The following is a 15,045-nucleotide window of genomic DNA, read 5'->3' on the forward strand; positions in this document are numbered from 1 at the left end:
GTCAGTTTCCTTTCACCAGCATGCGCAGATAGAGGAATGCGGGCGGCAGGAGTGCCGCGACCCACAGCACGCCGACGGCGGAGGCAAAGCCGATATCCCACTGCTCGAAGGCGCGGCGATAGACCTCGACGGAGAGCACCGTCGTCGCCCGCACCGGCCCGCCGCCGGTCAGCGCATAGATCGTGTCGAACTGCTGCAGATTGCCGATCACGCCGAGAACCACGACGATCATCAGGACCGGGCGCAGGTGCGGCAGGATATGGTCGCGCAGCACCGCCCAGTTGCCGGCGCCGTCGACGCGGGCGGCATCGATCTGCTCCTTGTCGAGGTTCTGCAGGCCGGCGAGGAAGAAGGACATGAAAAGCGGGATGGACAGCCAGACCTTGGTCAGCACCACGGCGAGCATGGCGCCTTCAGGCGTCGAAAGCCAGGCCTGCGGATAGTCGATCAGGCCCAGTTCCATCAGGAAGGCGTTCAGCACGCCGTAGCGGGAATTGAAGATCCAGCCCCAGATGAAGGCGCTGACCGTCGACGGCAGCACCCAGGGCAGCAGCGACAGCGAGCGCAACACAGCGCGGCCAGCAAACGGCTGGTTCATGATCAACGCCCAGCCGAGACCGGCGACCAGCGTCCCGGTCGTCGTCAGCGCCACATAGATGGCGGTCGTCCAGAACGCCGCCCAGACATCCGGATCGGATGCGATCTTCACAAAATTCTCGAAGCCGATGAAGCGCGGCTCCATCATCTCGACGGTGTATTCGAACAGCGACAGACCGAGGGCTGACAGGAACGGATAGAGGATGACCGCGGCAAAGGCGATCGCAGCCGGCAGCAGCAGAAGAAGCCCGATGCGGTTCTGCCCGGCTTTCAGGCCGCCCCGGTTCGCATGCGGCGAGACCGGATAGGCTCCGACATTGTTTTCGATCACGGCCATGAGGTCATTTCCCGTTGATACATATGCCGCGCCGGTGCGGCATACTCCGATCTCCCCCCTTGCGGGGGAGATGCCCTGTAAGGGCAGAGGGGGGTGGCTCAACACACTCCCCGCTGCATTTGCGGCACCATCCCCCTCTGTCACCTCCGGTGACATCTCCCCCGCAAGGGGGGGAGAAGGGTCGGGGCCAACTACTCAGATTTCTTGGCCTTCTCCATGCTGGTCGTCAGCCGGGCCTGCATGGACTTGATGGCCTCATCGGCAGACTTCTGGCCGAGCAATGCACCCTGCACTTCCTCGCCGATGATGTTGGTGAGGTCGGCAGCATTCGACCAGATGCCGACTTCGTTGCGGCGGGCGTCACCCGTCGCCGCCGACCAGTTCTTGAGGTAAGCGTCCTCGGCAACCGCCGCGCGGGCGGACTTGGTGACCGGCAGCGCGCTCATCTTCAACGGAAGGTCCGTCTGCACCTTGTCCGAAATGATGTAGGTCAGGAACTTGTCGGCCGGATCGTCTGCCTTAGCCTTGCCGCCGACGGCGAACTGCACGAGCAGATGCCCCCACTGGACGGAAACAGGCTTGTCCCCGGCCTTCAGCACGGGCGTCGGCATCGGCAGCACGTTGGCGTCGAAGGCTTGGCCTTTGCCGGAGAAATCACGCAGGAAGGTCCGGGTTTGCGGCGCGTCGAGATAGAAGGCTGAAGCGCCCTGCGCCAGCAGGCGGCGCGAGTCCGGACGATCGATTTCCGGAGCCGCCAACCGGTCCTTCATCAGGCCGACCATGAAGGTGAGCGCATCGCGGCTCTTCTGACTGTCGACGACGACCTTGCCGGCATCATCGATGATCCGGCCGCCATGCACCCAGTTCCAGACCATGAAGTCGATGAGGATCGAGCCGTTGTTCTTCGTCGCCATGGAGTACGGCACCGAGTTGGGTACCTTGTCGCGCACCGCGACCAGGGCTTTCTTGAAGTCGTCGACGGTCTTCGGAGCGTCATTGATGCCGGCCTTGGCGAGAACTTCCTTGTTGGCCACCATGCCGATCGAACCGGACAGAAGCGGCAGTGCAAGCTGCTTGCCGTTGATATTGCCCATGGCGAGCGCATCCGGCGCGAAAGCCGCTTCCAGCTTGTCCTTGCCATAGACCGTGTTCAGGTCGACGAGACTATCGAGGCTCGCGAAGGTCGGCAGCCAGCGTTCGGAAAGCTGGGCGATATCGGGCAGGGTCTTCGACCGGGCGCGCAAAAAGATGTTCTTCTGCATGTCGCCCCAGGCGAAGCCGAGCGGCTCGACCGTCAGCTTCTCGGCCTTCTGAAAATTATCCAGGACGCCCTGGACGATCGCCTTGTTGGCCTCCTCCGCGTAAGTGAAGCTCATGAAGCTGAGATCGGCTGCCTTGGCGGCACCCGAGCCGAGCGCAAGCGCGACGGCGGCGGTGCCGATCAGTCTGGTAAAGGTATTCATCAGATCCTCCCGAAACGATGATGATGGAACTCTGTTTCAACTCGAAAAAGATCAAGCGGCGAGCGCCGGTGTCCGCCTGGTCCCCCTTAGACGACGCCTCCATCGACGATGAATGTCTGTGACGTGATGAGGCGGGAATCATCCGCCGCCAGAAACAGCGCCATGCGGGCGATATCGGGCGGCAGCAGATGCTCCTTGAGGCACTGGACCTCGAGGTATTCGGAAAACTTGCCCTGGTAGACGCGCTTGGCGCGCTCCACCTGGCGTTCGGTCAGCACCCAGCCGGGCGCGATCGAATTGACGCGGATATTGCGTGTCCCGAGTTCCCGGGCGAGCGACTTGGTCATGCCCATGACCGCGGATTTCGCGGTCGTATAGAAGATCAGGCCCGCAGCACCGCGCATCCAGGAGATCGAGCCCATGTTGATGACCGACCCGCCGCCAGATTCCGCCATTTCCGGCATGACGGCCTGAACCGCGAAGAACTGGTGGCGCAGATTGGTCTGGAACCGCTCGTCCCAGTATTCCGGCGTCACCTCCTCGATCGGCATGCGATCGTCATTGCCGGCATTGTTGACGAGCACCCGGATAGGGCCGATCTCGGATCGCAGTGCCTCGATTCCTTCCTTCAGGGCGTCGATGTCGCGCACGTCCGAGGTACCATAGAACGGCTTGTTGCCGGTCTTTCGCGCGACTACCTCGGCCGTCTCGTCAGCGACATCGGCATTAAGGTCGAGGAACCCGACTTTGCAGCCCTGGGCGCAAAAATGCTCGACCAGCGAGGCGCCGATACCCGAACCGCCGCCGGTGATCAGCACGCCCCTGCCCTTGAGGCTGGGGTATTTCGCGGCCTCCACCTGAACCTTTGCGGTGAGTTCCGGATGGATGGTCATGCAGCCTCCAGGGCAACTGGACGCGCCGAAGCCAATGACAGGCCATCGGCGGAAAAGACGTGGATCATGGCCGGATCGACATGAACGCCGATCGGTTCCCCGCGCTTGACGGCCCGGTCGCCGGAAAGCCGCACGACGACCATCTCCTCGGAGCCTTCGAGCGCCACATAGGCATAGGTGTCGCTGCCGAGATGTTCGGTCATGGTGACGGTCCCAGCGAGCGAATCCGGGGCGCCACGGCTCACCAGCTCCACATGCTCCGGCCGGATGCCAATTTCGACAGGGGTCGAAGACAGGTCACGCGGCAGACGCACGTCTCCGCCCGGAACGGCAAAGACGCCTTCGCCTCTCCTCGCGCCGAGTTTCAGGAAGTTCATGCGCGGCGACCCGATGAAGCCCGCGACGAAGCGGTTGACCGGCTTGTTGTAGAGGTCGAGCGGCGAGCCGATCTGCTCCACCCGACCGGAATTCAGCACCACGATCTTGTCGGCCAGCGTCATCGCCTCGATCTGGTCGTGAGTGACGTAGACCATGGTCGTGCCAAGCGTATCCTTCATCCGGGCGATCTCGATGCGCATCTCGACGCGCAGCGAGGCGTCGAGGTTGGAAAGCGGCTCGTCGAACAGGAAGATCCGCGGTTCGCGCACGATGGCGCGGCCGATCGCGACGCGCTGGCGCTGGCCTCCCGAGAGCTGGCGGGGCTTGCGCTCCAGATAGGTATCGATGCGGAGTTTCTTGGCGGCCTGGGTGACGCGGCTGTTGATTTCCGACTTGGGCGTGCCGGCAAGACGAAGCGCATAACCCATGTTCTCGGCAACCGTCATATGCGGATAGAGCGCATAGGATTGGAAGACCATGGCAATGCCGCGCTTGGCCGGCGGCACGTCGTTCACCAGTTCGCCGTCGATCGCCATCTGGCCGGACGTGATCTCGTCGAGGCCGCAGATGAGCCGCAGGAGCGTCGATTTTCCGCAGCCCGATGGCCCGACGAAGGCGACGAATTCGCCGTCCTCGACCGTCAGGTCGATGCCCTTCAGAACTTCGGCCGAGCCGAAGGATTTGCGGATGCCTTGAAGTTCAAGCTTGGCCATTTCTTCCTCATAAGAGCTCCTCCCGGAAGCTCCTCCAAAATCTCAGCCCGCGAACATCTGGGCTGCTTGCCCCTTGATGCCGGTATCGATGGAAAACACGCTGCCGGAGAGCGGCGCTTCGGAAAGCTGCGCTGCCGACAGCCGGATGCGGGCGGACGTCACGAACAGGGTCTGCATGTCGGGACCGCCGAAGACGCAGCTTGTCGGGCGCGGTATCGGCAGGTTGATCACCCGCTCCACCTTGCCCTGCGGATCGTAGCGGGTAACACACCAGCCGTCCCAATGGGCGACCCAGACGAAACCTTCCGCATCGACCGTCATACCGTCCGGCTTGCCTTCGGACTCCGGCACCGTGATAAAGGTCCGGCGATTGGCGACTTCGCCGCTTTCGATATCGAAATCATAGGCATAGACCGTCTGCCGGTTTGTATCGGTAAAGTAGAAGGTGCGGTCATCCGGGCTCCAGCCAAGACCGTTCGAGACGTGGAAACCGCGATCCATCTCCCGCGACCGCCCGTCCGGGTCGATCCTCCAGAGCCGCCCCTGGTCCGGCGTCGTGTCGATCGCAAGCGTACCGGCCCAGAGCCTGCCGCGACGATCGCATTTGCCATCGTTGAAGCGATTGCCGGGGCGGTCGGATTCAGGCCGCGAGATCGTCGTGATATCGCCGGTTGCAAGATCGATACCGCGGATCTCGCCATGCATAGCGGCGACAAAGCCGCCGCGCGAGCGAGGGATGACAAAACCGATCAGTTCCGGCACCTGCATGGACGTATAGGTGCCCTTCACCGGATCGCCGGTATGCACGGCAGGCGCCAGGATATCGACGAAATAGAGCTTCTTGTGCTCCGGCGACCAGTGCGGGCCCTCGCCGAGAAACGTGCTTGCCGGAATGACACAGCGCACGTCGGCGCGATCGGGGCCGAGAGGACGCGGCTTGACCGCAAGCGACATGGGAAACTCTCCAAAATTGCCGGATGTGCGGCGCGCCGCCTCGATGACGTCGCGGCCAAAGGCGTGCAGCCTGTCGACCGGCAGGCGGAAGGACGGGCCGATGATGCCGATCGCGCCAATCGGTTCGCCGCGATGGTTGAGAACCGGTGCGGCGACCGAAGAAATGCCGATATGCTGCTCGTCGACCGAGATGGCATAACCGCGCGCCTTGGTGAGATCGAGCTGGCGGCTGAGCTCTTCGGCGTTGACGATCGTGTTCGGGGTCAGCCGTTCCAGTTCGATGCCGTCGAGCAGCGCGCGGCGCTTTTCGAGCGACAGATGCGCCAGGATCGCCTTGCCGAGCCCGCTCGCATGCGGCGCGGCACGCGAACCGACGCCGTTGTTGAGCCGCAGCGGCTGCGGCACCTCCCGCTGGTCTATGTAGAGAATGCTGTCGCCATCGAGCACGCCAAGACGTATCGCCTCGCCGGTCAAGTCGCGAAGGCGCGCCAGTTCCGGCTCCGCCGCACCGCGCAGGTCAAAATTGTCCCAGACCTTGTGGGCCCATTGAAACAGCCGCGGCGCAAGGCGGTAGACCTGGTCGCGGGTATCGAAATGTAGGAGCCGCTCATCCACCAGCGCCTGCAGCAGGCGGTGCAGCGTGCCCTTCGGCAATTGCGTCTGGTCGAGCAGTTCGGTGAAGCGCAGGCCGCGGGCTTCTGCCGCCACGGCATCGACGATCTGGATCCCGCGCGTCAGCGCCTGGACGCCCGGCACGCCGCCCGTATCGTTGGCGACATCCTTCTCGATCGCTTCCAATTGTACCTTGGCCATGCCCTCTCCCTGGACGACGATTTCTGGTGCCGCTCCCACAGCATGCCGCCTCGCTCTTGCCAAGAGAGTTATCTTGGAACTAAGTTCCATGTCAACAGCGAAACTGAAGCGGCAAGGAAGTTGCCGTCCATGGAGGATATCTTGCGCATTACCAAAGTGGACCACTGGCTGGTCCGTATGCCGTTCACCGAAGACATTCTCTGGGGTTCGGGGCGGCGAATCGGCACGACCCGGCTGATCTGCCGAATCGAAACGGACACGGGGATCATCGGCTGGGGCGAGACGATCTCGCTGATCGCCAACGTGCCGGCGGTGTTTGCCGATATCGTCGCGCCGCTGGCGATCGGATATCCGGTCGCGGATGCCGAGCGGTTCCACCGGCATGTGCTCGGCGCCGGCTTCTATCACCACAAGCGTGCGGCGGTGATGGCGATCTGCGCCATGGAAATGGCGATGTGGGATGCGCTCGGCAAACAGGCGAACCTGCCGCTCCATGCCATGTGGGGCGGCCGCTGGCGCAAGGACGTCGAGGCGGCAGCCTATCTCTTCACCAACGATCCGAAAGGTCTTTCCGAACGCCTGAAGCGGTTCCTCGATCTTGGATACACCACCTTCAAGGTGAAGATCGGCTTCGATGAAAGGAGCGACATCACGCTCGCCGAAACATCCAGAAAGGTGATCGGCGACCATCCGCTACGGCTCGACGTCAACGGCGCCTGGAACCCGGCGACCGCCAAGCGCCAGCTCGAAAAACTGAAAACCTTCGATCCCGCCTATGTGGAACAGCCGTTGGAACTCGACGACCTCGCCGGCCATGCGGCGCTGGTCGCAAACTCCTCGGTGCCGATCGCACTCGATGAAAGCGCCTATACCCTCTCCGACGTCGGTAACATCATCCGCGCCAATGCCGCCGATGTCGTGCTCCTCGATCCGCACGAGGCCGGCGGCCTCTGGCAGACGATCAAGGCGGCTGCGATCTGCGAATCGGTCGGCATCTCGGTAACGCTGCATTCCGGCGCCGAACTAGCGCTGTCGCAATCCGCCTATATCCACCTCGCGGCCTCACTGCCGAACATGTCGATCGCCATCGATACCGAACGCGCCTATCTCGGCGGCGATGTCTCGCCCAATCCGCCGGTCCTGAAGGACGGTCGGTTCCAGGTGCCGGAAGGGCCTGGCCTCGGCGTCGAAGTGGACGTCGAAATGCTCGAAAAATACCGGGTGGACGGCATTGCCGGCGCCTATCTCGATGCCGAGCGCAAGGACTGGTTCCCGGTCAAACCCGCCTATTAGGATTATTCCCTCATGTATATTGCAATCGAATGGACCTCCGCCGGCTTCCGTGCACTGCTTCTCGACGACGAAACGGTGCTCGGCGAAAAGAAGAGCGACCGCGGCACGACCAAGGTCACAGCCGGCGGTTTCGAAACCGCGCTCCGGGAGGAACTCGGCGAGTGGACCGACAAGGCGGAAAAGATTCTGTTCTCCGGCATGGTCACCAGCCGCAACGGATGGATCGAAAGCCTCTTCGCCCCAGTGCCGGCTGGACCTGCGGATTTATTGGCCCAGGCGGTTCCACATGAGATCGAAGGCCTGCCGCCGCTGATCTTCTTGCCCGGTATCGCCCAGACCAAACCTTTGCCCGACGTGATGCGCGGCGAGGAAATGGCGCTCTTCGGCCTTAAGGAAACCGACGGCATCTTCGTGCTCCCCGGTCCGCATGCCAAATGGGTAACGATGGAAGGCGGGCGTATCACCGCCATCACCACCTACATGTCCGGTGAAATCCTCAATCTGCTCAAAAAGGATTCGCTTGTCTCGCGCCTCATCCCGGCAACCTACGAGACGCGCCCGGAAGCCTTTCGCCGTGGCGTCCAGACAGCGCTTGAACAAGAAACCCTGCCCGGCCGCATCCTCGCCCGCGTCTTTTCAGCGCGCAGCCTGGTCTTGTTCGACCGTCTGGCGCCGGAAGAGATCGCCGACTACCTCGCCGGCATGATGATCGGCGCGGAAATCTCGGAAGCGCTTGGGCAGGACAAACCGAAGAAAATCAACATCGTCGGTCACGCCGCACTCGCCGAACGTTACAAGACGGCGCTCGAAATCTTCGGGGCGGACGCAAATCTCGTCACGCCCGACATTGCCGCCGGTTTCCGCCGGGTCGCCTCTCGACAGGGTGATACGTCACGGGCTATCGAAGGGGCGAAAGCCGCTTCGGGAGAAATGTGACCATGCCCAAACCCACCTCGATCATCCTCGATTGGGGAACGAGCTCGCTGCGCGCCATGCTGGTTTCGGAAACAGGCGAAACGCTCGATACCCGCGATACGTCGAGCGGCGGCATCCAGTTCGTCAAGAACGGCGCCTTCGAGCAGGCGTTGATGGAAACGGTGGGCGAATGGTTTTCGGCACATGGCCCCCTGCCCGTCCTGGCAAGCGGCATGATCACCAGCCGCAACGGCTGGGTCGAAGTACCCTATGTGGATACGCCCGGCGGGATTGCCGAGCTTGCCGCCGGCACGCGCAAACTCGCTCTTCGGAACGGCGCCGTCATTACCTTCCTGCCCGGCATGCGCGATCCGGCCGCAAAACCCTTTCCGGATGTGATGCGCGGCGAGGAAACCCAGATCGTCGGTTACGGCCTCGACCGTGACCGCACCCTGGTCCTGCCCGGCACCCACAGCAAATGGGCACGGATCAAGGACAACCGCATCGACGGTTTCCAGACTTATGCGACCGGCGAGGTATTTTCGCTTCTGACCAAACATTCGTTCATCGCCAAGGCTATCGAGCCGCAGCCGGGCACCGAGCCGGACTGGCAGAGCTTCGATCGCGGGACGGAATTTGCAGCGAGCGATTCGGCCGCCGCCAACGCCTTTCTCTCGGCGATATTCAGCGCCCGCACCGGCATTCTCGACGGCAAATTGAAGCCCGAGGATATCCTCGATTACGTCTCCGGCCTCGTCATCGGCTCGGAATTCCGCCAGGCCCGCGCTGCCGGCTGGTTCAAGAACGGCGATACGATCGGTATCGTCGGCAACAACGTGCTCAACAGCCGCTACGGCCGGATCGCACCACTGTTCGGCCTGACGGTCGAACCCGCTCCGGAAAACGCCGCGAAACGCGGCATCATGCTGATCGCGGCCGAAGCCGCGCAATAAAGGAGTTTCGAGATGACCTTCGAAGAGGCGCTCAAGGCATGCAATCTCGTCGCCATCCTGCGCGGTATCAAGCCGGAGGAGGCTGAAAGCGTCGGCGAGGTGCTGGTCGAGGCCGGCTGGCGGATCATCGAAGTCCCGCTGAACTCCCCCGACCCGCTGAAGAGCATCGAAAAGCTGGTCAAACGTTTCGGAGACCAGGCATTGATCGGGGCCGGCACCGTACTGACCCCGGCCCAGGTCGCCGATGTCGCCGCGACAGGCGCCAAGGTGATCATCTCGCCGAATGCGAATGTCGAAGTGATCAAGGCCAGCCGCGCGGCAGGCATGGTGAGCCTGCCCGGTGTCGCAACCCCGACGGAAGCCTTCGCGGCGATCGAGGCCGGCGCCAGCGGCATCAAGGCGTTTCCGGCGGAAGCGATCCCGCCCTATGTCATCAAGGCGTGGAAGGCGGTACTGCCGAAGGATATCCCGGTACTCGCCGTCGGCGGTGTCACGCCCGAGAACATGGCTGTCTACGCGCAGGCGGGCACAGCCGGTTTCGGCATCGGCTCCTCCCTTTACAAGCCGGGTGCCGACATCGCCTCCATCGGGCAAAAGGCGAGAGAATTCATGGACGCGATGCGCGCCCTCTGACGTCTAAAACCCCGTCGCAAAACCGTCGCGAAGCGGAACTATCGTTTTCGTCCTGAGTTACAGCCCGACGCAGGGCAAACCGGAGGGGGACGATCTTGGCAGTTATCCGCAACAGCGCCCAACATCAGCAGAAGGTGTATGAACGGTGGGCGCCGGTCTATGACCGGGTCTATCGAGGCTTGCTGCGCGACGGACATCGCACGGTGGCAAGGCTCGCCGCCGAAGCCGGGCGGGACATTCTCGAGGTCGGCGTCGGCACCGGGCTCGTATTGCCCTATTATCCGAAACACTGCCGCATCATCGGCATCGATCTTTCCGAACACATGATCGCCAAGGCGCGTGAGAAGGTCGCGCGCGCCGGGCTCGCCCACATTCAGTCGCTGCATGTCATGGATGCGCACAACCTCGAATTTGCCGATCGTTCGTTCGACGCAGTCTGCCTGCCCTTCGTCATCACGCTGATCCCGGATCCCGAACGTGCCCTTGACGAGTGCGCCCGCGTGCTACGCTCAGGCGGCGAGATCATCGTTGCGAGCAAGCTCGGCGACGGGCGCGGCCTGCAAGGAGCGATCGAGGAAGCCGTCGCGCCACTGGTACAGCGGGTTGGCTGGAGCTCGTCCTTCCGCATCGCCCGGATTGTCGAATGGGCGAAGCGCCGCGGCGATTTCGAAGTGGCGGAGATCCGTCGCGTGTTCCCGAACGGTTTCTTCAAGGTCATCCGCCTGAAGCATCGCATGGCCGCGTGAGCTTAAGGTCACTTGGCCTTCAGGACCGAGACCGCTAGTTCGCTGTTATGGACGTATTCATTGGCGTCCGGCTGGCGTTGGACGAGCAGGATGAACAGCAAGTCCGTCAGCATCAGCTGCGCATCGCGCGCCGTGATGGAGGACGAGCGCACCCGCTCCTCGTCCGCGACCGTATAAAGTCGGATATCCGCCGCCTGCATCAGCGGATTGCCGTTGAGACCGGTAATGGCGATCACCGTCGCGCCGCGCTGGCGCGCCAGTTCGGCGATCCTCAGTGTCTCGAAACTGGTGCCGGAATAGGAAAGTGCCAGCAGCACGTCCTGGCTGTTGAGCGTCGAGACATTCGCCATCTGCACATGGCTGTCGCTGTCATGCAGCACGTTGCGCCCGAGCTTCATCAGCTTGTAGGAAAAATCGCGGGCGACCAGCGACGATGCCCCGACGCCGGCCATATGGATGCGTCGCGCATCGTTGAGAGCCGTCAGGGCCCGCTCGATCTCCTGCTCGTTGTTGACCGCAAGCGTCTGCTGCATGGACAGCATCTTGCTGCCGATCAGTTTTTGCAGGATCGTCAGGTAACTGTCGCCGACCTCGATCGAGCCGTGGATCATCCCCGGCGGCGCATGCCATTCCTGCGCCTTCGCCTCGCTGACGGCGAGTTTCAGCTCCTGGTATCCGGCAAAACCCAGCTTCTGGCTGAATTTTACGACGCTCGACTGGCTGCGCCCCGCCTCGGCCGCAAGCGCTGCCGAGGAAAGCCGCAGCATCTGGTCCGGATTGTCGAGGATGAACTGGCCGATCTCCCGGTCTGCCGGTGCCATATCCTCGAGCTGCGCGTTGATCTTCTTTAAGACTGACATGCGTTCCTTCGGAAGCTCCGCGATACGGCCTTGGGTCGGGTGGAGGATATCACCGCAACGGTCCTCCGCAACAGCGTTTCCATTCCCGAGCCGAGGATGGATTATCGCAGATAATGCCGCACAAAGGAATAAAAAATTCCGAATGATTGACAGAGACGCGCCGTGGTTTAGTTTCGAGGAAGAGCAGATTGATTTGAGATTCACCGCACCTCCTCGACAGGTTTCGACATGGACAGATTACGGATCGTCGGCGGTCATCGGCTCCAGGGAGCCGTCACCATTGCCGGGGCGAAAAACGCGGCGCTCCCGCAGATCGCGGCGACGTTGCTCAGCCCCTACCCGGTCGAGCTCACCAACCTGCCACAGGTCAGCGATGTGGAAAACATGCTGGGGGTCGTCGAGCTGCATGGCGCCGCCGTCACCCGCACCGGCCATTCCACCATCGTCGATGCCAAGGCAATCGTCTCGAAAGAAACCTCCTACGACACCGTTCGCAAGATGCGCGCCACCGTGCTCGTCCTCGCACCGCTGCTCGCCCGCTTCGGCCAGGCACGCGTATCTCTGCCGGGCGGCTGCGCCATTGGTGCGCGTCCGGTCGACATGCATATCAAGGCGCTCGCCGCGTTGGGGGCGGACATCGATATCGAGAACGGCCTGATCGTCGCCTCGGCACCGGGCGGATTGAAGGGCGGCCGCATCGTGCTTCCCTCCCCCTCAGTCGGTGCCACGGAGACGGCGATGATGGCCGCCACCGCCGCCAAGGGCGAAACCGAGATCCTCAACGCCGCCCGCGAACCCGAAGTCGCCGATCTCGCCGCCTGCCTGATCGCCATGGGCGCACGCATCGAAGGCGCCGGCACCCACCGCATCCTGGTCCAAGGCTCAACCACCTGGCAGGCGGCGAAACATCACGGCATTCCCGACCGCATCGAAGCAGGAACCTACGCCGTGGCAGCCGCTATCACCGGCGGCATGCTGGAGCTCACCAACGCACGACTGGAAAACATGGCCTCGATCGTGCAGGTGCTGGAAGCGATGGGCGTCAGCATCTGGCCGAGCGATCGCGGCCTCGTCGTTTCGCGCGAAGGTCCGCTCAAGGCGACAGATATCACCACCGAGCCCTATCCGGGTTTCCCGACCGATCTTCAGGCGCAGTTCATGGCGCTTGCAGCCTGTGCCGAAGGTGCATCGCTGATCCGCGAAACCGTCTTCGAAAGCCGCTTCATGCACGTGCCGGAACTGATGCGCCTCGGCGCCAATATCGCGCTCCAGGGAACCACCGCACTGGTGCGTGGCGGCGCGCCGTTGAAGGGGGCGCAGGTGATGGCGACGGATCTGCGCGCCTCCGTCTCGCTGGTACTCGCCGGGCTGGTCTCGTCGGGCGAAACGACCATCAACCGCGTCTACCACCTCGACCGCGGTTATGAACAACTCGACCGCAAGCTTGGCCAATGCGGAGCCGATATCGAGCGGATCAGCGCATGACGGCGGGGACCGAACGCTTTTTCCTGGGCGTTGATGGCGGCGGCACCGGCTGCCGCGCCCGTATCGAGGACGGCTCCGGCGCCGTGCTCGGACAGGGTCTTTCCGGCCCCGCAACGACGCGGCTCGGCATCGAACAGGCCTGGGCCTCGATCTCGCGCGCCTTCAATGCCGCCTTCGAAGAAGCCGGGTTCGGACCTGACAAACTGGCCCGCACCCATGTGGGCGTCGGCCTAGCGGGTACCGGCCGCAAGGGTTCCGTCGAAGCCTTGAAGGCGATCCCGCACCCGTTCGCCAGCATCGATTTCGTCAGCGACGGCATGGGTGCCTGCCTCGGCGCCCATTCAGGCCGCGACGGCGCGATCGTGATCGCCGGCACCGGCTCCATCGGACTGGGCTTCGTCGAAGGGCGCAGCCTGCGCGTCGGCGGTTACGGTTTTCCCATTTCCGATGAAGGCAGCGGCGCCGATCTCGGCCTCAAAGCCGTACAGCTGGCGCTTCGCGCTCATGACGGACGGATCGAGAAAACCGCTCTGCTGATCGAGGTCATGCAGCGCTTCCAGAACGATCCTTTCGAAGCCATAGCCTGGATGGACCGTTCCTCTGCCACGGACTACGCCTCGCTTGCGCCGATGGTCATACGCCATGCCGACCAGGGCGATTCTGCCGGCCGTCGCATCGTCCAAAGTGCTGCCGAGCAGATCGACACGCTGGTCCGCACACTGTTCGATCAAGGCGCCCCGCGCGTTACCCTGCTCGGCGGCCTGTCGAGTCCGCTCGAGGCCTGGCTGGCGCCGGACGTCCGCCGCCGCCTAAAGCCCGCCGACGGCGATGCCGTCTCAGGCGCGATCATCCTCGCCCGCCAAGCTGTCAAAGTCCCCTGAACCGCGACCCGCGTTCTGAAAAAGCCGAGCCACATGGAATAATATATTCCAATTTTCAATTGACTCATGGAATGGATGATCCTAATCCTTTGAGGAAAGGGTAACGAAGGGTGAGGAGCAACATCGTATGACGCAGATCCTGCGAAGCGCTGCACCGCACCCCGATCTCGAAGGCAGGGTCATGAGCGACGAACGGCTGATATCCGAACTGGAAAGACTGGTTTCGGAAGACCGCAATCCCCGCTCCATGGATATCGATCTCCTGCCGACAGTCGATGTGCTGCGCGAGATCAACGAGGAAGATCAGGGCGTTCCCGCAGCCGTCGAAAAGGTGATCCCGCAGATCGCCGAGGCCGTCGAGGAGATCGTTCGGGCTTTCCAGAAGGGCGCGCGGCTCGTCTATATCGGCGCCGGCACCAGCGGCCGCCTCGGCGTGCTCGATGCTTCCGAATGCCCCCCGACCTTCAGCGTCCCGGAAGGCATGGTCGTCGGCCTGATCGCCGGCGGCAGCCACGCCCTGCAGCATGCCGTCGAAGGCGCCGAGGACAGCCCGGAACAGGGTCAGCAGGATCTCGTCGACATCGGTCTGACCGCAGACGACGTCGTTGTCGGCATCGCCGTCAGCGGCCGCACGCCTTACGTCATCGGTGCCCTGAACTATGCCAAGGGGCTTGGGGCGAAGACGGTCGCCCTCTCCTGCAATCCCGATGCCGTCATCGCCGATATTGCCGATATTGCCATCTCGCCGGTCGTCGGCCCGGAAATCCTCACCGGCTCGACGCGGCTGAAATCCGGCACGGCCCAGAAGCTCGTTCTCAACATGCTGACCACGGCGAGCATGATCCGCATCGGCAAGAGCTATCAGAACTTGATGGTCGACCTTCATGCCAGCAACCAGAAGCTCGTCGCCCGCGCCGCCCGCATCGTCATGCAGGCGACGGGCTGCACGACGGAAGAGGCGCGCCGCGTGCTTGACCTCACCGGCAACGACGTCAAACTGGCGATCCTGATCGCGCTGACAGGAATGGATGTCGATACGGCGCGTGTGGCGCTCGACGATGCCGGAGGCTTCCTCCGCAAGGCAATTGATGGGAAGACAGCGTAAAGCTGCTGAATGACGGCCGCTGCTCG

Annotated in this window: 14 protein-coding genes; 8 read left to right on the top strand and 6 right to left on the bottom strand. The window is 63.0% G+C overall.

Annotated features, from left to right (window positions below):
- Window position 1 precedes the first annotated feature (1 nt).
- From LZK81_RS13355 to LZK81_RS13375, 5 genes are all read right to left on the bottom strand, one after another.
- Window positions 2-934, bottom strand: coding sequence for a carbohydrate ABC transporter permease (locus LZK81_RS13355; RefSeq protein WP_233953594.1), 933 nt, complete (start codon window positions 932-934; stop codon window positions 2-4).
- Window positions 935-1,125: 191 nt separating this feature from the next.
- Window positions 1,126-2,397 carry an ABC transporter substrate-binding protein gene (locus LZK81_RS13360; protein WP_233953595.1) on the bottom strand — a complete coding sequence of 424 codons (1,272 nt, stop codon included), beginning with the start codon at window positions 2,395-2,397 and terminating at the stop codon, window positions 1,126-1,128.
- 86 nt (window positions 2,398-2,483) lie between these two features.
- Window positions 2,484-3,290 (bottom strand): SDR family oxidoreductase, encoded by an 807-nt coding sequence (locus tag LZK81_RS13365; protein ID WP_326491488.1) that lies wholly within the window; start codon window positions 3,288-3,290, stop codon window positions 2,484-2,486.
- Entirely contained in the window at window positions 3,287-4,381 is a 1,095-nt protein-coding gene (locus LZK81_RS13370) for an ABC transporter ATP-binding protein (RefSeq protein ID WP_233953596.1), read from the bottom strand. Before LZK81_RS13370 ends, LZK81_RS13365 begins: the two co-directional genes overlap by 4 nt.
- Window positions 4,382-4,423: 42 nt before the next feature.
- On the bottom strand, window positions 4,424-6,148 hold the full coding sequence (locus tag LZK81_RS13375) for an SMP-30/gluconolactonase/LRE family protein (protein WP_233953597.1): 1,725 nt from the start codon (window positions 6,146-6,148) through the stop codon (window positions 4,424-4,426).
- Window positions 6,149-6,289: 141 nt separating this feature from the next.
- Between LZK81_RS13375 and LZK81_RS13380 the strand changes: the two genes are divergently transcribed.
- The 5 genes from LZK81_RS13380 (at window position 6,290) to LZK81_RS13400 (ending at window position 10,688) form a co-directional block, all read left to right on the top strand.
- Window positions 6,290-7,441, top strand: a complete 1,152-nt coding sequence (locus tag LZK81_RS13380) for a mandelate racemase/muconate lactonizing enzyme family protein (protein WP_233953598.1) — start codon at window positions 6,290-6,292, stop codon at window positions 7,439-7,441.
- Between the two features lie 12 nt (window positions 7,442-7,453).
- Window positions 7,454-8,377, top strand: a complete 924-nt coding sequence (locus LZK81_RS13385) for a 2-dehydro-3-deoxygalactonokinase (protein WP_233953599.1) — start codon at window positions 7,454-7,456, stop codon at window positions 8,375-8,377.
- Window positions 8,378-8,379: 2 nt separating this feature from the next.
- Complete coding sequence (locus LZK81_RS13390) at window positions 8,380-9,309, top strand: 2-dehydro-3-deoxygalactonokinase (protein ID WP_233953600.1); 930 nt, start codon at window positions 8,380-8,382, stop codon at window positions 9,307-9,309.
- A 12-nt stretch (window positions 9,310-9,321) separates the two neighbouring features.
- Window positions 9,322-9,942, top strand: a complete 621-nt coding sequence (locus LZK81_RS13395) for a 2-dehydro-3-deoxy-6-phosphogalactonate aldolase (RefSeq protein WP_046668610.1) — start codon at window positions 9,322-9,324, stop codon at window positions 9,940-9,942.
- 95 nt (window positions 9,943-10,037) lie between these two features.
- Window positions 10,038-10,688, top strand: coding sequence for a class I SAM-dependent methyltransferase (locus LZK81_RS13400; protein ID WP_233953601.1), 651 nt, complete (start codon window positions 10,038-10,040; stop codon window positions 10,686-10,688).
- 8 nt (window positions 10,689-10,696) lie between these two features.
- On the opposite strand, the gene LZK81_RS13405 is transcribed toward LZK81_RS13400, so the two are convergent.
- A complete protein-coding gene (locus LZK81_RS13405; RefSeq protein WP_233953602.1) occupies window positions 10,697-11,548 on the bottom strand; it encodes a MurR/RpiR family transcriptional regulator in 852 nt (283 codons plus the stop codon).
- Between the two features lie 228 nt (window positions 11,549-11,776).
- Here LZK81_RS13405 and murA point away from each other — a divergent pair, with 228 nt between their 5' ends.
- The 3 genes from murA to murQ all read left to right on the top strand — a co-directional run bounded on the left by murA (window position 11,777) and on the right by murQ (window position 15,019).
- Complete coding sequence (gene murA, locus LZK81_RS13410) at window positions 11,777-13,033, top strand: UDP-N-acetylglucosamine 1-carboxyvinyltransferase (protein ID WP_233953603.1); 1,257 nt, start codon at window positions 11,777-11,779, stop codon at window positions 13,031-13,033.
- A complete protein-coding gene (locus LZK81_RS13415) occupies window positions 13,030-13,914 on the top strand; it encodes an N-acetylglucosamine kinase (protein WP_046625677.1) in 885 nt (294 codons plus the stop codon). Before murA ends, LZK81_RS13415 begins: the two co-directional genes overlap by 4 nt.
- Window positions 13,915-14,095: 181 nt before the next feature.
- A complete protein-coding gene (gene murQ / locus LZK81_RS13420) occupies window positions 14,096-15,019 on the top strand; it encodes an N-acetylmuramic acid 6-phosphate etherase (protein ID WP_046633822.1) in 924 nt (307 codons plus the stop codon).
- Window positions 15,020-15,045: the final 26 nt, after the last annotated feature.

The sequence above is a fragment of the Neorhizobium galegae genome, from assembly GCF_021391675.1.
Taxonomy (GTDB): Bacteria; Pseudomonadota; Alphaproteobacteria; order Rhizobiales; family Rhizobiaceae; genus Neorhizobium; species Neorhizobium galegae_B.